Source organism: Youngiibacter multivorans (genome assembly GCF_017873395.1).
Taxonomy (GTDB): domain Bacteria; phylum Bacillota; class Clostridia; order Clostridiales; family Clostridiaceae; genus Youngiibacter; species Youngiibacter multivorans.
Window position 1 is genome coordinate 20,490 of sequence record NZ_JAGGKC010000015.1, and the last position, 23,274, is coordinate 43,763.

The 23,274-nt window shown below is 39.0% G+C and carries 20 protein-coding genes; 15 read left to right on the forward strand and 5 right to left on the reverse strand.

Annotated features, from left to right (window positions below; genetic code table 11):
- The first annotated feature begins 144 nt into the window (after positions 1–144).
- From J2Z34_RS09560 to buk, 10 genes are all read left to right on the forward strand, one after another.
- Positions 145–819, forward strand: coding sequence for an MBL fold metallo-hydrolase (locus J2Z34_RS09560; protein ID WP_209459642.1), 675 nt, complete (start codon positions 145–147; stop codon positions 817–819).
- Positions 820–1,359: 540 nt separating this feature from the next.
- A complete protein-coding gene (locus J2Z34_RS09570; RefSeq protein WP_209459643.1) occupies positions 1,360–2,148 on the forward strand; it encodes an IclR family transcriptional regulator in 789 nt (262 codons plus the stop codon).
- Positions 2,149–2,323: 175 nt separating this feature from the next.
- The gene (locus tag J2Z34_RS09575) at positions 2,324–2,875 is read left to right on the forward strand and encodes a 2-oxoacid:acceptor oxidoreductase family protein (protein WP_209459644.1); all 552 of its coding nucleotides are present in this window, start codon (positions 2,324–2,326) and stop codon (positions 2,873–2,875) included.
- Entirely contained in the window at positions 2,829–3,134 is a 306-nt protein-coding gene (locus J2Z34_RS09580) for a 4Fe-4S binding protein (protein ID WP_209459645.1), read from the forward strand. Before J2Z34_RS09575 ends, J2Z34_RS09580 begins: the two co-directional genes overlap by 47 nt.
- Entirely contained in the window at positions 3,134–4,339 is a 1,206-nt protein-coding gene (porA, locus tag J2Z34_RS09585) for a pyruvate ferredoxin oxidoreductase (RefSeq protein ID WP_209459646.1), read from the forward strand. The genes J2Z34_RS09580 and porA overlap by 1 nt, the downstream gene beginning before the upstream one ends.
- A 61-nt stretch (positions 4,340–4,400) precedes the next feature.
- Positions 4,401–5,213, forward strand: coding sequence for a thiamine pyrophosphate-dependent enzyme (locus J2Z34_RS09590; protein ID WP_245250604.1), 813 nt, complete (start codon positions 4,401–4,403; stop codon positions 5,211–5,213).
- 245 nt (positions 5,214–5,458) lie between these two features.
- The gene (locus J2Z34_RS09595) at positions 5,459–6,370 is read left to right on the forward strand and encodes a malate dehydrogenase (protein ID WP_209459648.1); all 912 of its coding nucleotides are present in this window, start codon (positions 5,459–5,461) and stop codon (positions 6,368–6,370) included.
- Between the two features lie 19 nt (positions 6,371–6,389).
- On the forward strand, positions 6,390–7,901 hold the full coding sequence (locus J2Z34_RS09600) for an L-lactate permease (RefSeq protein ID WP_209459649.1): 1,512 nt from the start codon (positions 6,390–6,392) through the stop codon (positions 7,899–7,901).
- 165 nt (positions 7,902–8,066) lie between these two features.
- Positions 8,067–8,963, forward strand: a complete 897-nt coding sequence (locus tag J2Z34_RS09605; RefSeq protein WP_209459650.1) for a bifunctional enoyl-CoA hydratase/phosphate acetyltransferase — start codon at positions 8,067–8,069, stop codon at positions 8,961–8,963.
- 25 nt (positions 8,964–8,988) lie between these two features.
- On the forward strand, positions 8,989–10,065 hold the full coding sequence (gene buk, locus J2Z34_RS09610; protein WP_245250605.1) for a butyrate kinase: 1,077 nt from the start codon (positions 8,989–8,991) through the stop codon (positions 10,063–10,065).
- Between the two features lie 797 nt (positions 10,066–10,862).
- Here buk and J2Z34_RS09615 read toward each other — a convergent pair.
- Positions 10,863–11,507, reverse strand: coding sequence for a 50S ribosomal protein L25 (locus J2Z34_RS09615; protein WP_209459652.1), 645 nt, complete (start codon positions 11,505–11,507; stop codon positions 10,863–10,865).
- Positions 11,508–11,788: 281 nt separating this feature from the next.
- Complete coding sequence (locus tag J2Z34_RS09620; RefSeq protein ID WP_245250606.1) at positions 11,789–12,052, reverse strand: helix-turn-helix transcriptional regulator; 264 nt, start codon at positions 12,050–12,052, stop codon at positions 11,789–11,791.
- Between the two features lie 514 nt (positions 12,053–12,566).
- Between J2Z34_RS09620 and J2Z34_RS09625 the strand changes: the two genes are divergently transcribed.
- The 3 genes from J2Z34_RS09625 (at position 12,567) to J2Z34_RS09635 (ending at position 14,983) form a co-directional block, all read left to right on the forward strand.
- Positions 12,567–12,836, forward strand: coding sequence for a hypothetical protein (locus J2Z34_RS09625; protein WP_209459653.1), 270 nt, complete (start codon positions 12,567–12,569; stop codon positions 12,834–12,836).
- 532 nt (positions 12,837–13,368) lie between these two features.
- Positions 13,369–14,475 (forward strand): DUF5050 domain-containing protein, encoded by a 1,107-nt coding sequence (locus J2Z34_RS09630; RefSeq protein ID WP_209459654.1) that lies wholly within the window; start codon positions 13,369–13,371, stop codon positions 14,473–14,475.
- Between the two features lie 226 nt (positions 14,476–14,701).
- Positions 14,702–14,983 carry a TIGR04076 family protein gene (locus J2Z34_RS09635; protein WP_209459655.1) on the forward strand — a complete coding sequence of 94 codons (282 nt, stop codon included), beginning with the start codon at positions 14,702–14,704 and terminating at the stop codon, positions 14,981–14,983.
- Positions 14,984–15,095: 112 nt separating this feature from the next.
- Here J2Z34_RS09635 and J2Z34_RS09640 read toward each other — a convergent pair whose 3' ends face one another.
- Both J2Z34_RS09640 and J2Z34_RS09645 read right to left on the reverse strand, forming a co-directional pair.
- Positions 15,096–16,391 (reverse strand): Nramp family divalent metal transporter, encoded by a 1,296-nt coding sequence (locus J2Z34_RS09640; protein WP_342453144.1) that lies wholly within the window; start codon positions 16,389–16,391, stop codon positions 15,096–15,098.
- 102 nt (positions 16,392–16,493) lie between these two features.
- Positions 16,494–17,462 carry a dihydrodipicolinate synthase family protein gene (locus tag J2Z34_RS09645; RefSeq protein ID WP_209459656.1) on the reverse strand — a complete coding sequence of 323 codons (969 nt, stop codon included), beginning with the start codon at positions 17,460–17,462 and terminating at the stop codon, positions 16,494–16,496.
- Positions 17,463–17,850: 388 nt separating this feature from the next.
- Between J2Z34_RS09645 and J2Z34_RS09650 the strand changes: the two genes are divergently transcribed.
- The gene (locus tag J2Z34_RS09650; protein WP_245250609.1) at positions 17,851–18,837 is read left to right on the forward strand and encodes a LacI family DNA-binding transcriptional regulator; all 987 of its coding nucleotides are present in this window, start codon (positions 17,851–17,853) and stop codon (positions 18,835–18,837) included.
- A 318-nt stretch (positions 18,838–19,155) separates the two neighbouring features.
- On the opposite strand, the gene carB is transcribed toward J2Z34_RS09650, so the two are convergent.
- Positions 19,156–22,377 carry a carbamoyl-phosphate synthase large subunit gene (gene carB, locus J2Z34_RS09655; protein WP_209459658.1) on the reverse strand — a complete coding sequence of 1,074 codons (3,222 nt, stop codon included), beginning with the start codon at positions 22,375–22,377 and terminating at the stop codon, positions 19,156–19,158.
- Positions 22,378–22,938: 561 nt separating this feature from the next.
- Here carB and J2Z34_RS09660 point away from each other — a divergent pair.
- Positions 22,939–23,274: a nucleotide pyrophosphohydrolase gene (locus J2Z34_RS09660; RefSeq protein WP_209459659.1), complete on the forward strand. Its 336-nt coding sequence runs from the start codon at positions 22,939–22,941 to the stop codon at positions 23,272–23,274.

Genomic DNA, 23,274 nt, shown 5'->3' on the forward strand with positions numbered 1-23,274 from the left:
GGTGATAGTTCATATAAGTTGATCGTTGGTTGTGCTACGGTCGAAGTTAACACCAAATGTTTGTTTTGGGTTCTATAATATTTTGTGGTAATTCGTGATATATTGAACTAGAAGGATTTACTGTAAGTAGAAGGAGAAAAATCCATGTCAAAAGGTATAGAAATAATCGATGTAGGTGGGGTGAACTGTTATTTGCTCGAAGCAGATGATGGTTTTGTGCTTATAGATACCGGATTTTCTGCAAAACGTATGTTTCTTGATGAAGTGTTGAAAAAAGCACTCAATAAGCCCGGAGAAGTACCTAAAAAGCTAAAACTTGTTATTTTAACTCATGGCGATTCAGATCATGCTGGAAATTGTAAGTTCCTTAGAGAAAATTACGATGTGAAAATCGCAATGCACTTTGAGGATTCTAAGATGGTTGAAAATGGGGATATGTCGTGGAATCGGAAGTTAAAACCTGATAAAATCGCTTTTACTTTCAGATTAGTCACTCTTGCTTTCGGTAAGAATAGTATTTTTGACACCTTTAAGCCTGACATTTACATACAGGACGGACAAAATCTCGCTGAGTTTGGTTTATCTGCAAAGGTAATTCATCTTCCGGGGCACTCAAAAGGATCTATTGGTGTACTGACAAGCGAAGGTGATTTATTTTGCGGTGACTTAATTTACAATTTCGCAGGTTTCAGTTATATTGATAATCTTGAAGACTTTAACGAAAGCATAAATAAACTGAAAAAGTTGGATATTAATATCCTTTACCCTGGTCATGGGAAGCCATTTTCTATAAATTATTTTAATAAAAAATTTGTGTAAAATATATAATAACGTAAATGACTTATATCCGTCGGTTATCGTGTGAAATCTCAAAGAGGCGTTCAGTTCAGGATTAGGGCAACAAGTATTCTGAAGGACTGTCCATGGTCATACAGCTGCAAAAGTAATCTATAAGCGTGCAGATGCGCAGCAGCCATTTATGGGGTTGACGAAAAGCAACGCAGGTACTGGTGATTTATTTATCGAAAAGCTTACATAAATATTCAAAGCCAGTTGATATGTTTCCACAAACCTCGAAAACGCTGAAAAACGGTTGATATGTTTCCAAGAACGCAGACATCAATAATGGCAACTCGGGCCATATTAGTACTCAAATATTGATACAATGCATAGTCCTTGAATTTCAAGGGCTATCATTGTTTTTACGGAACCAAAACTTGCGCGGGTTATAATTTTATGAGATACTATAATCAAATGATATTATTAGTATACTTCTCTTAATGAATTGGTTTGAGAAAGTTGAATAGGTATAAAATTATTATTATTTCCCTTAAAGATTTGAATGAATTGGAGGAATTTATGTCAGTAGATGAACTTAAGGATAAATACTTGATGAGCTCGGTTTTCAATACGTTAGAAATAATTGACTTGCTTAGTGAACATCAGGAGCTTGGCGTTGCAGATATAAGTAAAATTACAGGTCTAGGCAAAGCGAGTGTATTTAGAATGCTCTATACCCTTGAAAAAAAAGATTTTGTTTTTAAAACTACCGGAGCTAAATATAGATTAGGAATCAAATTTGCTCATTATGGATCAATAGTACTTGATAATATAAATCTAATATCCTTATTGAAACCATATCTTGAGGCTTTGAGGGATAACAATAATGAAACTGTACATCTGGGAATTCTTGATGAAGATCTGAATGTAATATTTATTGCAAAAGAATCCAGTACCTCTACAATACAAATGACGTCAAGAGTTGGAAGCAGAATGCCCTTTTATGCAACTGCCACCGGAAAATTATTGTCCGCATTTAGCCTTGATGATGAAATGGAAAAAAAGATTCGATCATATACCCTAGTAAAATTGACCAATAATACTATAACTACTCACGATGAATTTTTTAAAACTTTGAAGATAATCAAGGAATTAGGGTATGCACAGGATTTAGAAGAGAGCGAAGATGGACTAACATGCTATGCAGCTCCTGTAAGGGATATAAGTGGTAAGGTAATTGCAGGTATAAGCATTTCAGGGCCTACACTAAGGATGGAGAGGAATAAGGAAAGCTTGCTAAAAGCTCTTAAGGGAACCACCGAAAGTATCTCAAAAGCCTTGGGATTTAAAATTAGCCAGCACAAATAAGAAAAAATAATAAAAAAGAAAATGTTTCGCTATGTTAAACAATGTTTAACATAGCGAATTTTTATGTAGACAAATAGTCTGTTATTTACTATAATGTATACGAGGTGTAAACGATATTTCGTATAGAGGAACAACTAAGCTGTATTTCTAATGTTGTATGAAAGGTGGAATCAAAATGTTAAAATTCAAATTCTATGGCTTAGGAGGCCAGGGGATTGTAACAGCCGGAAAGGTATTTTCGGAAGCTACAGCGTTGCTGGAAAACAAATATGCAATAACAGTTCCTGCTTATGGTCATGAAAGAAGAGGAGCTCCCGTAAATACAAGTATAATTACAGATGATAAACCCGTTCTTATAAACTCATTTGTTTATAATCCAGACATAGTTTTAGTAATGGACCATACTGTATCCGATAAAGGAATAAATATTGCCGAAGGTATTAGTAAAGATAGTATTCTTGTACTGAATACTGATGATGAGAATGTATTAAAAGATTATAAGAAATACAATTTCAAAGAAATTTACTATGTAGATGGAACTAAAATTGCCATTGAAAAAATTGGAGTTGGTATACCAAACGGATCTATGCTTGGCGCTTTAGCTGCAACAGGCGTTGTAAAAATCGAGTCCATTGAAAAAGCAATAATTAATTCATTTGGTGAAAAGGCAGGTGTTAAGAATGCAGAAGCAGCAAGAGTTGCATTTATCAGAATCCAAAAAGTATAGAGTTGTTGGACCTTGTGCCACAAAGTTTGGAGCTGACAATACGGGAAGTTGGAGACTTGAAAGACCTTCTGTTGATTATGAAAAATGCATCAAATGCGGAACATGTGAAAGGTTTTGTCCTACTAATGTTATTGAAGTCAAAAATGATCAGATGGAATGTATTGTAATTGACTTCAATTATTGTAAGGGATGCGGTATTTGTGTTAACGAGTGTCCTACAAAATGTATGACGCTGATTCCGGAAAGAGGTGAAATATAATGGCATTTAAAATGCTAGATGGCAACGGTGCAGCGGTAGAGGCTATGAAATTAGCCAAAGTACAGGTAATTTCTGCATATCCTATAACTCCACAAAGTTCTATATCAGAGAAGCTTTCCGAGCTAGTTGACTCAGGAGCGCTTCAAGCCCAATATGTTCGCGTTGAATCAGAGCACAGTGCTTTATCAATTGCAACTACAGCTGCACTGACAGGAGCAAGATCAGCTACAGCAACTGCTTCAAACGGGCTAGCTCTAATGCATGAGATATTGAGCATGACATCAGGTAACAGAATTCCTATTGTAATGCCAGTTGTAAATAGAGGAGTTGCTGCACCATGGACTCTATGGTGCGAACACGGTGATACAATGGCAGCAAGAGATTTGGGTTGGATGCAGTTTTTTTGCCAAAATGTACAGGAAGTTCTTGATATTACGCTTATATCATACAGAGTTGCAGAAGATGTAAGGGTACAAATGCCTGCAATGGTTTGTCTAGATGGTTTCTTCTTATCTCATTCCATGCAGAAGTTAGATGTACCCGCACAGGAAATGGTTGATGAATTCATTGGACCGTATACAAGAAAAAATACGTATTTGGATCCAACTGATCCAATGTTTTGTTGTGATCTTACAGGCAGCGGTGAGTATACAGAAATGAGATATCAACAAAAGTATGCTATGGATCATGCAATAGAAGTATTTGAGGAAATTGCTGATGAATTTGCGGGAAAATTTGGAAGAAAGATTGAAATAGTTGAACAGTATAAAACTGAAGATGCAGATGTTGTTTTGGTAGCTCTTGGTTCAATGTGTGGTACAGCAAAATATGTTGTTGACAAAATGAGAGAAGAAAGTAAAAAAGTAGGTCTTGCTATGGTTACAGTATTTAGACCCTTCCCAATTATACAGATTAAGAAAGCCTTATCAGGTAAAAAGGTAATTGGAGTATTTGACAGAAGTGCAGGATTAGGGAGTCAGGGCGGTCCTGTTTGGAATGAGGTATGCGCTGCTTTAAAGGATGAAATGTGTGATATCAGACATTTTATAGGAGGACTTGGGGGAAGAGACGTTACAATTGACAATATTGAGAAAATATACAATGAATTGTTGGAAATTAAAGATGGTATCAGACTTGAGCAAACAGAATGGATAGACCTAAAGGAGAATTCAATGGAGATTAGGCAGGTGATGAAGAATGTATGATTTGCAGCATAACTCAAAAGGTTTAGTAGCGCATGGCATAAGTGCTTGCGCAGGGTGTGGCATGGAGCTTGTTATGAGGAATGTATTAGATGTACTTGGAGAAGATACAATAGTACTAATTCCACCGGGATGTGCAGCACTATTCTCTGGATTTGGTGATGTAACGGGATTAAAAATCGCAGGTTTCCAAGGAAATCTCGAAAATACTGCAGCATGTGCAGCTGGTGTAAGAGCAGCACTAACAGCTCAAGGTAATACACATACAACTGTTTTGGCCTTTGCTGGAGATGGAGGTACTCTTGATATAGGGCTTCAGGCATTGTCAGGAGTATTGGAAAGAAGAGATAGAATTTTATACATTTGTTATGATAATGAAGCCTATATGAATACAGGTACTCAGGGCAGCAGTGCAACTCCTGTATATGCAAGCACCACCACAACTCCTACCGGCAAACTTACATCAAAGAAAAACTTAATTCAAATCGCAATAGCTCATGATGTACCTTATGCTGCTACAGCTTCGATTCATAACTTAAATGACCTTAGGAAAAAGATCCAAAAGGCAAAGAATACGGATGGCCCTGCAGTTCTTCATATTCAATCACCATGTCCGTCGGGATGGAAATATTCGCCTGCTAAAACAATAGAGGTAGCAAGAGCAGCTGTACAGACAGGAAGCTGGCTACTATATGAATATGAAGGCGGAAAGGTAACAATAAATAGCAAACTTAAGGAATTAAAACCAATCGAAGATTATATTAATCTTCAGGGAAGATTTAAACATATGTCTAAGGAAGATCGTGATGAGATGCAGAAGACTACTATTCAAAGCTATGAAAAATATATTAAACTGCTTGAATTTATGCATGGTTAGCACGATAAATGTAGCAAAAAAGAATGTATTAATTTTTATAAACTGATAGTCATAGATATTGAATATTGCACAAACTTACAGATATTGTAGAGATGACCATATTGTGTATTGATTCAAATATTAAATCTATCGAAGCTAATTGAAAATATAGTTATATATAAAAATAAAATTGTATAGATATAAGTAATGATAGTAATAATTCAGAAGATATAATATAGTAATATAATTATAACGGAGGTAGATCTATGAAACTTGGAATTATTGGTGGCGCGGGCTTATTAGGTTCAACTACAGCATTTGTTGTGGGGATGAAGGATATTTTAGATGAAATAAAATTAGTTGATCTGAACAAAAGTGTCTTAGGGAGTCATGTAATGGATATGGGGCAGGCGTTATTGCCAATTTCTAAGACAAAGATTACCATGGCAGATTATTCGGATCTGAGTGATTGTGACATTATTGTAATTACAGCCAGTCTTCCAGAAAGAAAAGTTGACAATAGGAATGAGTATTTACAAGGTAATTTAGGTATTATGAAACCTATTTGTGAAAGCCTAAGGGAATTCACCAAAGAAGCTATAGTACTGACATGTACTAATCCTATTGATGTTTTCAATTATGTTACTTGGAAATTGCTAGGGTGGAATAAAAATAAAATTTTAGGTTTTGATTTAAACGATACTTTAAGACTTAAGTGGTCTGTAGCTAGTGTAACTGGATTGGAGTATGGGAAACTAAATGGTTATTGCATCGGAGAACACGGTGATGGTCAAGTTCGTCTATTTGACCAAATGACTTATGAAGGTAGACCTATAAATTTGACTGATGAACAAGCAATTAGCTCAACAAAGCTAACCGCAGATTGGTTTAGAACTTACCAAGAACTAGAAAGTAAACGTACAACTGGCTGGACGTCAGCTGTAAATTTGGCGGAAATAATTGAAGCAATTGCTACAGATTCTGGTAAAGTTATTCCATGTTCTATAATTTTAACTGGTGAGAATGGCTATGAAGGCGTATCCATGGGAATGCCTGTTTCATTAGGAAAAGATGGAGTTAAAGAAATTGCGTTACCAGAATTGACTACAACACAAAAAGAACAACTAAATAATACTGCTGAAAAGATCAAAGGTTTAATTAATTCAGTAATTCAATAAAATATAAGGAGAGAGTAAGTTGAGTGTATTATTAGCAATTTCACCAATTGTTTTTGTTATGGTAGGTATCGTTGGACTCAAAATAAAAGCAACTAAGGTATCGCTAGCTGCTATGTTATATACAATAATAATATCATATATAGCGTTTAATGGTACAGCAGATCTTATTAAGACACAAGGATTTAATGGAGTATATTCTGCAGCACAAACAATGTGTGTTATTTTCGGAGCATTTACAATGCTAAGTGTAATGCGCTTATCTGGAGCAATGGATAAAATTAATGTTACCCTCTCTCATGTATCGAATGATAAACGAGTTCTGCTTATTCTAATAGCCTTTGCATTTGGAGCTTTTATTGAAGGAGCAGCTGGAGCAGGAACTCCTGCAGCTATAGCAGCACCTTTCCTTGTAGGTTTAGGATTTCATCCAATGTCAGCAGTAATGGCTTCGCTTATTTCAAATGGACTTCCTTCGTCATATGGTGGAGCTGGATTATCAACAATAGTTGGTACTGGAGGGGTTGTTGATGTTGTACCAACAATGAATGCTTCTTCTACAGCTGGTTGGCTACATTTGTTTGGAGCATTAATAGTGCCTACAATGATAATATTATTGCTTTATGGTAAGAAAGGTCTACAGGGAAAGGGAATTAAAGGATTCTTATTATCTATAGGTGCTACATACGGAGCAACATTATTCGTGATTTCGAATTTTGTTGGACCAGAATTGGTATCCATGACAACAGGAGTTGTAACAATTATTGCAGTAATAATCTATGTGAGGTTAGTCAAGATAGAAACACCAATTGATTTCTATGTAACTAAAGAGAAAAAGGCTGCTTCTGATCAAACCTCTGTTACCATAAAAGAAGATAAATTTTCTGCATTGCAGGCACTGAGTCCTTACTTGATACTGCTAATTGCCCTTCCGGTAATCAGATTCAATGTTCCACTAAAAATATTAACAGTGTATGGATATCCAACATGGGTAGGATTAGTAATATTTATTGTTGCTTTAATTGGAGCTATAATACTAAAATCAGCAAAATTGATTCCAGAATCGATCAAAATTGCATTTAAGTCAATAATACCAGCATTTATTGCAATGGGTTCACTACTAGTTCTAGCGAATATTATGAATAAAACAGGTATGATGGCATTGATCGCAAAAACATTATCAGCTGCAGGAGGATTTTACCCAGCTCTGTCAGTTTTTATCGGCTCATTAGGAGCATTCATGACAGGTTCAACATTAGGTTCTAATATAATGTTTGCTCCTCTTCATGTACAAGCAGCCTCTTTATTGAATCTGAATCCAAGTATTCTGGTTGGTTCATCAAGTGCAGGTGGCGCATTGGGTAACATAATCTGTCCAAATAATGTTATAGCGGTAGCAACGACAGTTAATTTACTTGGATCTGAAGGAGAAATAATTAAGAAAGTACTAAAACCATGGTTTATTCTCGCACTTATGTATGGTGGTCTTTCTCTATTGTATTCACATATCTTATTCCCAACATACGGAATGTAATAACGTGTAGATGAATTAATCAATAAATATGTGGTATTAATTAGATACGGATTAGCAATTTAGGTTTCTTACAAGGTTGTTGTGAAGTAATAATGGCTGGCACAAAATAAACTCCTTTGTGTCTGTTGTTTAGTTAAGGAAAATAATAGAGATAAGGAGAAATTTATGTTTGTAAAAAGTTTTAGTCATTTAATAGAACTTACTAAGGAAAAGAAAGCAAATAAAATTGCAGTAGCAGCTGCTGATGATGCAGAAATCATAGAGGTAATATATCAAGCTGAGAGTATAAATCTTGCCGAATTTATTTTACTTGGTGACATAGATAAGATGAGAACAATCATTTCAGAACATAATTGGAACATAAGGGCTGAGTTGATTGATGAAAAAGACCATAAAAAAGCTGCTGATTTAGCAGTTGACTTGGTTGTGCAAGGAAAGGCCGGGACACTAATGAAGGGAATGTTGCATTCATCAGTATTTTTGAAAGCAATATTAAATAAAGATAAGGGACTTAATATAGGAAAGCATATAACACAGATCTCAGTTCTAGAAAAAGACAATGGAGAGGGTCTCAGATTTATTACTGATTGTGCAATTACAGTAAATCCTGATTTGTTAGGGAAAAAAGAAGTGTTGGAAAATGCAGTGGGTTTAGCACATAAGTTAGGAATCAAAATACCAAAGGTTGCAGTACTCGCTTCACTTGAGGTTATAAATCCTACAATGCAGGACACGATTGATGCAGCAGTATTGAGCAAAATGTCTGAAAGAGGACAAATTCAAGGTTGTATAGTTGACGGACCATTTGCTTTTGATAATGCAGTATCTTTTGAAGCTGCAAAAGCAAAAGGAATATCCGGTCAAGTTGCTGGCAATGCAGACATCATTGTAGTTCCAAATCTTACTGTAGGCAACACATTAACCAAATCCATAACTTATATTGCAAAGAAAACTGTTGTTGCAGCAACAGTAGGAGCATCTGTACCAATAGTTTTTACATCAAGAACTGAATCCATTGAAGGTAAACTTCTTTCAATTGCATTAGCCTCTTATGTATCGTAAAACTAATAATAAGCGAGGTGATAAATTGTACAAAATATTAGCAATTAATCTAGGATCAACATCCACGAAAATAGCATATTACGAAGATGATGATTGCAAAGTTCGCACAAATGTTGAACATCCTGTTGAAGAAACTTCGAAGTTTTCACATTTCATGGAACAAAATGAATATAGAGAAAAAATAATCGCGAAATTTATGGAAGAAAACAGAATTGATAAAACTTCACTATCTGCTATTGTAAGCAGAGGCGGTCATACAGAATCATTAGAAGGTGGAGTCTACAGAGTAAATGAGGAAATGCTTAAGCAACAGGCCAGCGGAATGTATGGTCAACATCCATGTGATCTTGGGAGTAAAATTGCATTTGAAATGTGTAAAACCACTAAAGCAATTCCACTAATAGTAGACCCACCTATTACAGATGAATTTGATTTAGTTGCGAGAATATCAGGCCATCCTCTCATAGAACGAAGAAGCAGTTTTCATGCTTTAAGTCATAAGGCTACGGCGAAAAGATACGCAAGAGAAAACGGGCTGAAATATGACGAATTAAGTTTAGTTGTTGTTCATTTGGGAGGGGGAATATCAGTCTCTCCACATAAAAATGGACGGATGATAGATGGAGAAAATGCTTTAGAAGGGGATGGATCTTTTTCAACAAACCGAACAGGAGCATTGCCTGTAGGTGATTTGATTAGATTGTGCTTTTCAGGTAAATATACTTATAATGATGTACATAAGATGCTTAATGGCGAAGGTGGATTAGTAGCTTACCTTGGAACTTCAGATGTAAAGACCGTAGAAGAAAATGCTAAATCAGATGAAAAGTCGGCTCTATACCTTGATGCAATGATATATCAAGTGTGCAAACAAATTGGAGCTATGGCTACAGTCCTTTCGGGAAAAGTTGATGCAATTTTGCTAACAGGCGGCATAGCATATTCTCAATCAATAGTAGGAAAAATAGAAGACAGATGTGGATTTATTGCTCCTATTGTAGTTTACCCTGGTGAAAATGAAATGGAATCTCTTGCTAGAGGTACTCTTGAAGGACTTCGTGGTTATGAGATTATTAAGGAATTTGAACCTAAGTGCCGGTAATTATTTAATCACTTGATATAAAGAATGACTCAATCTACTGGTTAAGAATGACAGTATATTCAATCTATGGACCTATTAATATCTTTGATGAGTTTATATAATTTAATACTATCATTTAGTTGAGTTTGATAAGCTTAAAATCTAAAAAACTTATAAATTAGTCAGTTCGAGTTGTTTTATGCAAGGGGGATACTTTTACGCGAAAGTCAATTATGCGTATTAGTATCTTCTTGTTGCCTAAACACATGTTGAGACAGTCGTCTTGATAGAGAAGTAAAGCCTTGAGCGCTTGCATTTTGAATTATCGAACAGATAGAAATTGATCAAAAAAATAAAGTCATGCCCACTTGATGATTTTGATGAACCGCTCTTTCTAGAAGCAGTCGATAGGGTGGTGGTGCGGATAAATAGAGTTTTGAACTTTCATTCTAATAATTGGCGAAATAAACACTAGAAAGAGATGCAGGAAAACTACCAGCCATAACGTAGGGGCCTGGAAGCTTTCCTTATCTGTGATTAGTCCGTAAACCTTCTTGAAAGATGAAACGCATGCCGAAAATAAAGACTACTGTTAAACGTTCGTCTGGTTCGATATCGCTTCCAGCTTCTGAAACTGTATCTCATAGATTTTTTACAGTTTGTTCAACTTATCTGATAAGATTCTGACCACGTGCGGATAACCAAGGGACGTCCCTAATCCAAATTAAAATCCCCTCTCCGATTTCTCGGAAAGGGGATTATTCTACATTTGCTTACAAGTAAGATTCGATTCCTGACCGGAATCCTCTGCGTCATGGTTATTTTGATTTTTCTTCTTCCTTACCATTTTCAGGAACAGACTCTGCAGCTTCCTCAGCCACTTCTTCTGTGGTTTCTGGTTCACCCACTCTCTGCTCATGTACGCTTACAACCATGGTTTCCGGGTCTGTCTCGAGTTTGACGCCTTCTGGTAGCTTCACATCAGCAAGCAAGATATGTTCTCCGGGCTCGAGCTCTGAAGCATCGATCTCGATATGATCAGGGATATCCTGTGGCAGTGCCTTGATGAGGATGGATGGCAGGTTCTGTACGAGCAGGTATCTCTTGGCCTCGATCTGCTCCTTGCCCAGGATCCTCAAGGTGACTTCCTGCTTGATCTCATCTGTTAGGGAGATCTTCATGAAGTCGATGTTGATATAGGCGTCACCAAGGGCATTCTTCTTCAATTCCTTGACGATGACATCGTAATTTCCTGAACCTTCCACGTTAAGTTTGTAAACTGCGTTTTTTCCCGCTACCTTGAGTGTCTTTCTCAGTTCTTCCTGTTTGATTACTATGGACAGCGTCTCCATTCCTTTTCCATAAACTGTAGCAGGAAGGTAGCCTTCTTTTCTTAGTCTCTTATTGGCTGCAGTGGCTGCACCCTCTCTTTTTGTCGCTTTGATGGTTTCAATCTTGTTCATGTCTCATGTCCTCCTTAGAATATATGCATCTTCATCATGGCTGTTCCGACAAAAGTTCTGGTTCAGTTTCGTTCCGGGTAGAATGGGTATACGATTCCTTTTCCTTACGGGATCGTGAATTTCTATTCTTACCTGCTCAAACGAAATGCTCCTGTCCTTCTTTCAGCCATAAAACCCGCAGTGACAATCTTAACCCGATTCGACGACAACGGATTGGCAACTAGAACACGTTTCAACCTCTAAAAGTCTATCAATCTATCTTCATGTCCTATTCTGATATCCTAAGTATGGCTGTCCAAGGTTTTTGAATTATCTATTTGTCCACCACTCGGCTTCCCTAAGAGCTCTTCTTTGAGAATGAATAACTCTTCAATCGGAAGGCCGAAGTAGCTCGTGATTTTCAACGCGAGTTCAAGACTAGGGTTATACTTGTTGTGTTCGATGGCTGTGATGGTCTGTCTGGTTATTTTAAGGTCTTCAGCCATCTTCTTCTGCGTGATTCCCGCATTTTTGCGGATTTCCCTTACTCTGTTTTCCACTCCCATGTCTTAACCTCCTGTCAAAATGTAAATAAACCTTTACATGATTATAACATAAATCAGACGCATTAATGTAAAGATTTATTTACATTTGTGTTCGAGGTCTATGACGAGCTACAAAATGAGCACGCTTTCCCCAGGGAATCGTTGTCAGCTTTTCGACAAGATTTCTTTCCTCCAGAAAAAAAGCCAGTCTTACTGTCTATCAAACTCCTTATCGTTCAACGAGTTTTCCTTCATGCTCGGATCGAACTCAGGGCTTCCTCCTGCAAGTCTGTCCTCCTCAAGGATTTCCATGCCCTACGAAAGTTCGGCCATTTCGCATCCTTTCCCCTCAAATATTTATTTTCTGAATTTTAATAAGCGTCCGCAAAAATCAGCTTATCAGGGACTTTTGTTGTATGTATGTAGGACTTTTGCAGCGCAAGACAGCCATCTGGAATTATTGAAGTAATCTGTGGGAAGTGGCTTAGCTTGAAAAGGATGAAGAAACTCATTTGCAGAAAAGCTTGGTAAGCTAATGCAAATCAAACCTGATACGTTGGTGGTTGGAGTTGATGTAGGGAAAAATGTACATTACGCCAGAGCCTTTGATTATAGGGGAATCGAACTTGCAAAGCTGATCAAGTTCAGCAATAACCGAAAGGAATTTGAAATCTTTGACAGTTGGATGAAGTCCTTGATGGTACTTAAGGGAAATACCGATACCATAGTAGGCTTGAGCCCAAAGGGCACTACTGGTTTGCACTCGGAGATTTTCTTAAGATCCGTGGTTATGAATTGGGCATAGTCAATCCATTTCACTTAAAATGCACAAGGGAACTTGATGACAATAGCCTCTTATGAACAATCCGGTTAATTTCTCTTAAGTAAATACCGAGACTCATAGACATTTACAGAATATCGAAACCTGATAATTATGGAGGTGTAATTTTGAGAAAATCAAAAATGAGATATCTACTTATTTCAGCTATTCTGATTTCATATATCATTTCAGGTTGCAGCACTTCCAGCCCCAATGCTCCAACTCAACCACCCCAACTGCTGCATTCCAACGTCTTCCACACCAAACGCAACGACTCCAACAACAAAACATCAGTTATGCAATGTTGTTACTGATGTTTTGTTTGAGTGTCCGAGCTGGGTTCAAGTAGAATCAATTCTCATGAGAGAACATTATTAATTTGTTTAAAGTACAGATATATTTAGTTAGATTAATGATGATATGATTTTGTTAAGGACAAAAGGCTGTCATAAATATCACAAAACAGGATACATTCCATAATAAAATGAGAAGAGGGATTAGCATGGTCAGAAGATCAATGGGATATGTTCTGGTTTCATTTATCCTTACAATCTTCATTTTTTCAGGTTGCAGTTCTTCCGTCGGAAATGAGCCGAGGACAGAAACTACTAGTACAACTATCGAAACTACTAAAGATACTGATGTAATACCAAGTGACAAAGATGTTGATGCAGATAGCGATACTGGAATAGCGAGTGATGAAGACAATGATACAGAGGACGATGTTAATACTGTTGATGATGAGGTCTTAAATTTCATAGATCCAGATGTGAATCCCAATGTTTCAGGCTTAGGACTTTCTGTGATGAGAGGCAACTCAATATACTACAGCGACAATGGTCTCTATAAGATAAGAACTGATGGAACTGGTAAGTTCAAGATAAGCGATGATTTTGCAATGCATCTCTATACTTATGGTGAGTGGATATACTATGTCGGCCAAAACAGCGGAATATACAAAATAAAGCCAGATGGAACTGAACTGTCACTGGTAATTGAAAATAATGCGGGCAGTCTGGTAGTAACAGATGAATGGATTTACTTTATCGATATTTCTGAAGTAGTTAATAAAGCGGCAAAATCTCCTCAGATATCAAGGATTAAGAAAGACGGGACAGGAAGACAGAAGATAATTGATAATACTCCAAACTATTTCAACCTTTCGGGTGACTGGATATACTACCTAAAGTATCCTGAATACAGACTTTACAAGGTTAAGACAGATGGTTCCGGCAATGCGAAAGTCAGTAATGCTGTGGTAGTCAAGTTTAAAATTCTAGGAGACTACATTTATTATACTGAAAATGCAGAATCAGATGTACGTGCGGGAATATGGAAAATGAAGCTTGATGGTACTAAAGCAGTAAGACTTACTAAAAACTACGTTGCATCATTTAACGTAAGCGGAGACTGGATATACTACAGTGAAGGACAGGAAGGAGGGATTAAGAAAATAAGAACTGATGGAACTCAGGAGACTAAAATAAACGAAGATACGGCTAGCTGGATCAATGTACATGGAGACTGGCTCCTATACCAATGGGAGGATAAAACCATTATGACAGGGCCTTGGGAGAAGCTGACAATGGTGAGGACAGACGGAACAGGAAGAATGGATTTTTGATTTGTATTGATATCAAATATCAACAGTTTATTTGAGCTGAATTGCCGCGCTTAATGACTGTCAGGGCAGATATGTCTAGGAGTATTACTCGAAGATTCTATAGCGTGTAGCCTTTAATAATATCCAAGATATTTTAGTCAGGAAAAATGGAGAATTGTTTTTGTGACTATAATATTTGATAGCATTACTGTTATTTCATCAATAATTATTAGGGGGTATTTCATCAATGGCAGAAGATCCAGGAATAGGATTCAAAATCCAAGGTGTTGTGACAGACGTAAAAGGTGAATGTAGTGCAGGCCATAAGGTAGGGGACAGGTTCAATATCAGTTGCTATGATTGCGGTGGATTGTGCGGATTTTTCTATCATGATATGTTTCCGAATTTGCTGACCTTTCAGTTTGGAGGGAAATTACCATGGTGGGAAGGTGATACAATAACTGTACAATGCCCTGACATGGACAACCAGGTAACAGTAAAATTGGAGCGAATGGAGCGTACCTCGTAATCATTTAGGATTCAGCAAAGCCTTTGAGGTTTGCCTTAAGTCAGCTTTATTCAGGGGACAAAAAAGGATGTAAATTTAGATTACATCCTTTTTTGATGAAGTATATTTGGATTTATAATCCTAATGCTGTCAAAAGCTTTGGGATTTGGCTGCTGAGTGCTGAGAATGTCATGAAGAGAACAAAGATATAACTGACAGTCATGCTTATTCTCAAGAGTGTAGGCTTTTTGAAACCTGCATTTATGTCGCTTCTCCATATCAATAATACGATGAACAGCCCTGCGACCGGTGTTGAGATTGAAGTAGCCACATTCGCGAAAAGTATCAGTTGTGTTGGAGAACCTCCAAAACTGTAAGCGACTGCCATACCGAAAATCAGTGAAGCCAAGCTGCCGTATTTGACCCATTTTGACTCAAGAGCAACTTCCTTTTCAAAACCAGCTCCAAGAAGCACCATTCCTCTTTGTGTATTGCCAAGAAGTGATGAGAATCCAGCACCAAGAAGTGCGATACCCATAACGTATTTTGCTGCATTACCCATGATTGGGAACAGCATCTCAGCTAACTGTGCAGGAGCCTTTATGGTTGATCCTGTTGGATGCAGTACTATTGCACCTACAAGTATTATTGCACCTGAGATCATTACGACACTTAATATATGTATTGCAGCATCAGTCAGCATGACACCGTTGAACAGGTCTTCTTTCTTCCACTTCTTCTCCTTGCCGAGGTATGTGTTGTAAACACCCGTTGTTACTGCGGCATTTGTGGATATGAAAGCAAGTGCTGTGGCAAGACTGCCTGCAGGAACGGCAAAACCTGTGAATCCACCGGCCATTTCACCCCAGTTAGGGCCTCCGACTCCAATAATGGTTGCATAGAAAGATACAATCATAGCCAATATACATAGGGTGATAATCTTTTCAACCTTTGAGTAGACGTTTTTGCCGAAATAACAGTATACTACAACAGCCACCATCAATGCCGATCCGATTTTCCAGTTGATTCCTGAAATCAGGGTGACACCTGCACCTGTGCCAGTTACGTTGCCGATAGTGAAGAACAGGCAGGCTAAGAACGTTGCAATTCCCACCACATTTGCAGCAACCGGACCGTAATACTTTCTGATTGAATGGATGGTAGGAAGTCCGGTCAATATGGCCAGTCTGTTTGTTACCATCATGAATGTTATGCCCATAAGTACAATCGGTATGAGAAGCCAAATAAGTGCATATCCATAGTTAGCGCCAATCATTGAAGCTGTAGTTATTGCTCCCGGTCCTATTACAATGCCGGTTGCTATTAGTCCTGGTCCTATACGCTTTAGCAGTTCTTTTACTGGAAGTACCTTAACATCGGTTCCGAAGTTGGTATTGGTGTTGTTATTGGTAATTTCATTTACACTCACAGAAATCCCCCCAGACTCTATTAATTGAAGTGTAATCTTGGTCAAATAAACAGGGGATCTTCTGATTTTATCCTGTTTATTTGACCAGATTTTCAGCAGCTGCTAAAACTGATTCATGTCTACGGCAGGAAGTTCACTATTCTTAAGTCCAAGTGCTACCCAGTCCTTTTCTTCCTGATTGAGTGGAAGAACTGGCTTTCTCATAATTCCGTTGGAGAATATTCCTCTCTGTACAAGCGCTTCCTTAAGCTTTGCATGAGCCTCACCTGATGGCTGTCCACCACCGTATATTGCCTGTGAGATGTGGAATATTCTATCTGACCAGTTCTGAGCTTCTTTGAGAGTGTGCTTGTCCGGATTCGAGAAGACTTCCCATGCAGGGCAGATCAGTTCAGGAACACAACCTGCGAATCCTATCAAAGCTCCGTCCATTCCTGGGAACCAGCTTACACATAAAGTCTCATCATGGCAAGTGATCAGGGAAACATCAGGACACTCTTTCCTTAACAATCTTACATCATGTTCGTATATAGATGTTACTCTTGTTCCCATCTTTATGGACTTCACATGGTCTATTTCCTTGCACATCTTTATAAGGGTCTCAACAGGGTAGTTCGCCTTTGATGTAGCCGGATACAGATGGATTATGATATCAATGTCAGCGCCTTCTGCAACATCCTTAACATAATGGAAAGGTGCATCATGGTGCATTCCGAATCTTAACCACATGTGTGGAGGCATAAGGAGTATGCCGTCAGCACCTGCTGCCTTTGCTTCCTTGGCCATTTCAATTGATTCGATCGTATTTTCACAGTTGATTCCGGAGATTATGGTCATTATATCTCCACATTCTTCTGCACATATTTCGATTACCCTATTACGCTCACTTCTTGAAAGTCCTGTAATTTCGCCAGTATGTCCGTTGCAGACCAGCCCCTGGATTCCCTTGTCATAGAAGCTCTTGAGCCATCTGAGATATTTCCTGAACTCTTCCTCATTGATTGAATAGTCATCATTGAGTGGAACCGATACTGCAGGGAATATGGTCTTGAAATTCTTAGTCTTTGTCATTTTATAATCTCCTTTTTTTTTGGTAGCGTTGTTCTCTGATAAGCTGCAGATAAGCAATTAACTTGCGCGCTAGATAATTTTTATCTGCAAACGATTGTATGTTGTGATACAATTTAATCACAGCATGAATCAGTCGTCAATGGATTATGCGCAACCTACAATTTTTTGCATATTATTGCCTGTGAAATCGATGTGAAACCGTGTTTTGAGGTGAAATCACCTGTTTTATGCATTTATTCAGAGATATTTTGGTTCCATGCACGTACTCGAAATCAGACTGAACATGCAAAATATCAATCAGTTTATTGGTCAATATAAACATGTATCTGTCAATTATAAGCAATCGATTGTATAATGCTGTCATAAAGGAGATGATATTGTGGCTACAATGAAAGATGTGGCAAAACTGGCCTGTGTAGACATCAGCACTGTTTCCAGGGCACTTAACGATACTGCATATGTTCATCCTGAAACAAGAGAGCGAATCTTTGCTGCAGTGAAAGAGCTCAGTTATCAGCCTAATGTCCTTGCTCAGGGGCTTAAGAAAGGTAAAAGACATACTATAGGTGTTGTGCTTCCAAGGCTGCACATGGCGATTTTCTCGGAAATCATGCAGGGAATTGAAAAGGAAGCCAGGAAGTACAATTACGCTACATTGATCTGCAACACAGAGGATGATCCTGAGATTGAAAAGGAAAGTCTGAGCAGACTAAGGAACGGTTTTGTAGATGGGATAATAATTGCAGGTACTGGACGAAACATAAGATTGCTTCATGATATTAAAGCGAGCGGTATATCAGTAGCACAAATCGTCAGAGACCAGGACACTTCAGTCAGCAGCGTAATTGCAAACTATGAGGCTTGCGGATATGAGGGCACCAAGTTTTTGGCACGCAAAGGATGCAAAGAAATCGGGCTGATAAACGGGAATACACACCTGGCTCCCTACAGAGACAGGTATAAGGGTTACAAGGCAGCACTCAAGGAACTGAACCTGAAAGAGAATTACAATACTTCATTGGAGCCATCCAATACATTCGAATATGGTTATAATTGTGCCAAGAAGCTGCTGGAGAACAATGAGAAGCTTGATGCAATCATGGTTTCAGTTGATATCCAGGGAATTGGAGCAATGAGAGCAATAAAGGAAAAGAAGCTGAGAGTTCCTGATGACATACGTCTCATGAGCCTTACCGGGCATACAGTTGGAAGTATGCTGGAAACCACCATGACGGCACTGGAAATACCTGCACATGAAATGGGGGAGAAGGTTGCCAAGATGATTATTGAGGACATAGAGGCTCCATCAGACAAGAAACCAAGTGCGCAGCATCTGACCTTCAATGCATCCTTAGTTGAAAGAGAGAGCACATAGGAGCCATGAAATGATGAGAATCAATTTCCCGCAAGAAGCATAAAAAGCTAGCTGCATCAGTCTTGAGTTAGAAAATGAAGTCAAACTATTCCATATCAAACAACAGTAGATTAATGACAGGGGATCCATCACGGATTATTAATAGCAGCCGTATTGGTCTTTCGTATTCACGTCACTGAATTTCAATGTGATAAAAGTGTGGATGTGCAATTTCCGGTTATTCTATAGTTTATTTTCCCATGAATAATGCTCCCCATATGATAAACAGTTTTTTACTGTGTACCATATGGGGAGCATTTTAGTAGAAACACTATTGAGCTATTTTATGTTCGCGTGGTATTCCTGCAGGGACCGTATCATCGACAATGGCATATTGTTCTCAATGTATGCCTTTATTCCTTTAGCGCTGGCAAAAGCAGCTGTCATAGTTGTAATATAGGGGACCTTGTGTCTGACGGCCAGCATGCAGATGGAAATGTCGTCGAATTCACTAATTCTGGAGCTTGGAGTGTTTATTATCAGCTTGATTTCATTGTTGTAGATGCTATCAGAAATATTAGGACGACCCTCATGCAATTTTTTGATTTCTTCGCAGTTCACCCCGTTATTCTGCAGGAAAGCGCAGGTGCCTTTTGTAGCTCTGATCTTGAAGCCGATTTCCATGAACACCTTGGCAGCCTTCAAGACTTCCTGCTTATCGTTGTCATTTACACTGATCAGAACAGTTCCAGATGTTGGAAGCGGAAAGGAAGTTGATTCCTGTGCCTTGACATAGGCAAGTTCAAAAGAATCTGCCATACCCAGCACTTCTCCTGTAGACCGCATTTCTGGCCCCAGAACCGGATGTACCTCCGGGAACATGTTAAAGGGCAATACAGCTTCCTTCACACCATAATGAGGGATATTCTTGTTTACCAATAGGCTCATGTCACAATTTTCACCGGAATATACAGCCATGATGATCTCCGTGGCAATGCTGGCCATGGGGATGTTGCAGACCTTAGAAACCAATGGCACGGTCCTTGAGCCTCTTGGGTTTGCTTCCAGAACGTAAACCGTGTCGCCTTCGATGGCATACTGCATGTTCATCAGACCTACGACCTTCATCTCCTTCGCAATCTTCTTGGTATATTCAACGATTGTCTTCAAGTGCTCTTCCCGAATGCTTATGGGCGGGATGACACAAGCTGAGTCGCCGGAATGTATCCCTGCATATTCTATGTGTTCCATGACTGTCGGTACGAATGCGTCCTTACCATCTGCGATTGCATCAGCTTCAGCTTCTGTAGCATCCTTAAGGAAACGGTCAACCAGAATCGGACGATCCTTCGTGACACCAACTGCAGACACCATGTATTGTCTGAGCATCTCATCGTCATGGACAACCTTCATTCCGCGGCCTCCAAGAACATAGGACGGTCTGACCATCAATGGATAACCAATACGATGTGCGATTTCGATTGCTTCCTCCACATTTACTGCCATACCTGATTCAGGCATCGGTATATCCAGCTTTTCCATGATGTTCCTGAACAGGTCCCTGTCTTCCGCAAGGTCTATGGTCTCTTGGGAGGTACCGAGGATTTTAACCCCAGCCTTCTCCAGTTCACCTGCTATATTGAGAGGAGTCTGACCACCGAAGGAAACAATTATCCCTTCAGGTTTTTCCTTTTCATATATGCTAAGGACATCCTCGACCGTAAGTGGTTCGAAGTACAGCTTGTCAGAGGTATCATAGTCTGTTGAGACTGTTTCCGGGTTACAGTTGACCATGACTGTTTCGTAACCCAAGTCCTTCAGGGTATAGGCAGCATGAACACAGCAATAGTCAAATTCTATGCCCTGTCCTATCCTGTTAGGGCCTCCTCCAAGTATCATGACCTTCTTCTGGGTGCTTACAGGAGTGGTGTCAGGAGCGTTATAGGTAGAGAAGTAGTATGACGCGTTTTCAACACCGCTTACAGGAACCGCTTCCCATCCTTCAACAGCACCAATCTTTGTCCTCTTTTCACGGATTTCGTATTCACTTATTCCCAGAAGCTTTGAAAGATATCGGTCTGCAAAGCCGTCCTTCTTGGCTTTGATAAGCAGCTCATCAGGAAGGTCCGCTCCACGGTGCTTGAGCAGCTCTTCTTCAAACTGAACAAGCTCTTTCATCTGCTCAAGGAAATATGGCTTAATATAGGTCAGGGAATAAAGACTGTCTACGTCCGCACCTTTCCTAAGCGCCTCATATAGGATAAATTGGCGTTCGCTGCTAGGTTCTGCCAGCAAAACGAGCAGCTCATCAAGTGTTTTCTCGTTAAAGTCCTTTGCAAAGCCAAGCCCATATCTACCAATCTCAAGAGACCTGATAGCTTTTTGCATCGCTTCCTTATAGTTTTTACCGATACTCATGACTTCACCGACAGCACGCATCTGGGTTCCGAGCTTGTCAATGGAACCAGGGAACTTCTCAAAAGCCCATCTGGGGAACTTGATTACCACATAGTCGCCTGAAGGGGTGTATTTTTCAAGAGTCCCGTCCCGCCAGTAGGGTATTTCATCAAGGGTGAGTCCGGCTGCGAGCAAACAGGATACATAGGCTATTGGAAATCCAGTCGCCTTGGATGCCAGAGCTGAGGAGCGTGAGGTACGGGGATTGATTTCAATGATTACTACCCGTCCGGTTTTAGGGTCATGTGCAAACTGGACATTGGTTCCGCCTATGACATCAATAGCTTCAACCACATCGTAGGAATATTTCTGAAGACGCTTCTGAAGCTCATCGCTTATTGTAAGCATCGGGGCAGAGCATATGGAATCTCCTGTGTGTACGCCGACTGCATCGATATTTTCGATGAAACATACAGTAATCATCTGATTCTTGCTGTCCCTTACGACCTCCAGCTCAAGTTCTTCCCAGCCGAGAACTGATTCTTCTACCAGAATCTGACCCACCATGCTGGCAGCTATGCCACGTGCCGCTATTACCCTCAGTTCGTCGATGTTATACACAAGACCGCCGCCTGTACCACCCATGGTGTAAGCCGGACGGATCACTACAGGATATCCAAGTTCATCAGCGATCCTTTCTGCCTCCTCCACACTGTAGGAAGCCATGCTTCTTGGCATGTCTATACCCAGCTTTGCCATGGTATTTTTGAATTCGATGCGATCTTCGCCTCTTTCGATGGCATCGATCTGAACTCCAATCACCTTGACACCGTATTTCTCCAGTACCCCGAGCTTTGAAAGCTCAGAACAAAGATTAAGGGCCATCTGGCCTCCGAGATTTGGAAGAACAGCATCAGGCATTTCTTTTGCAATGATTTTTTTAAGACTTTTGACATTCAGCGGCTCAATATAAGTAGAGTCAGCGATGCCGGGATCGGTCATTATGGTAGCAGGATTTGAATTTACCAATACTATCTTGTAACCTAATCTACGCAGTGCTTTACAGGCCTGGGTGCCTGAATAGTCAAACTCACAGCCCTGACCTATGACGATAGGTCCGGACCCAATGATCAGAATCTTGTTGATGTCAGTTCTCTTTGGCATAATAACTCCTCGCTTTGCATAATTATCCTAAGTTCGTTAATGTGATAAGATAATCATGATTAGAATAAGTGCAGTATACACTTAAAAACATTGTAGACTAGAAAGCGGATTCATGTAAATATTTTTTATAAATATGCATTATCTTTCTGGGTTCATCACAAATTTCGTGCAGGCAGATTATAAACTTGTCTCATAGAATTAGATTTTCATTCAAAGGATGGTTTGTAGATGGAGTGATAGATAAGAATATATATTTTAATTTACACAGGCAGAAATGTTTATTTATCCATAATAGTGTAAGTGGTTGAGACCTCTTGAAGTGACTTAAAATCAATTTGATTACCTGGCATTAATTTTTCGGCATGATTTCAATAATTTGGGAAATGAAAACCCAAGGAACGTATCGATCCGAATTATCCTGGAGTACGCACAATGCAAGCGATTAACAGCGGAATTCTAGAATTGATTATATAAATGGCCAGTGTGATATAATTAAGGTAACTAAATTGGATGATAAATAGATATTCTAATATAAAATTGCATTTAGGCATGGGGGTTATGATGGATAGCGAAACTTTGAAAGCCGTTGTTAAATTCCGTGATGAAAGGAACTGGAGACAATTCCATAATCCGAAGGATCTTGCAATTTCAATCTCAATAGAAGCTGCTGAGCTCCTGGAAGTATTCCAATGGTCAGGACAGGATACTGACGTAGAGGACAAACTGGACAAAGTGAAGGAAGAGCTTGCGGATGTCATAATATACAGCATACTAATGTCCGATAGACTGGGTCTTGATATTGATAAGATTGTCATGGATAAGCTAAGAAAGAATTCGGAAAAGTACGAAGTGGAAAAGGCTTACGGCAATAGTAAAAAATACACGGAGTTAAGGTGA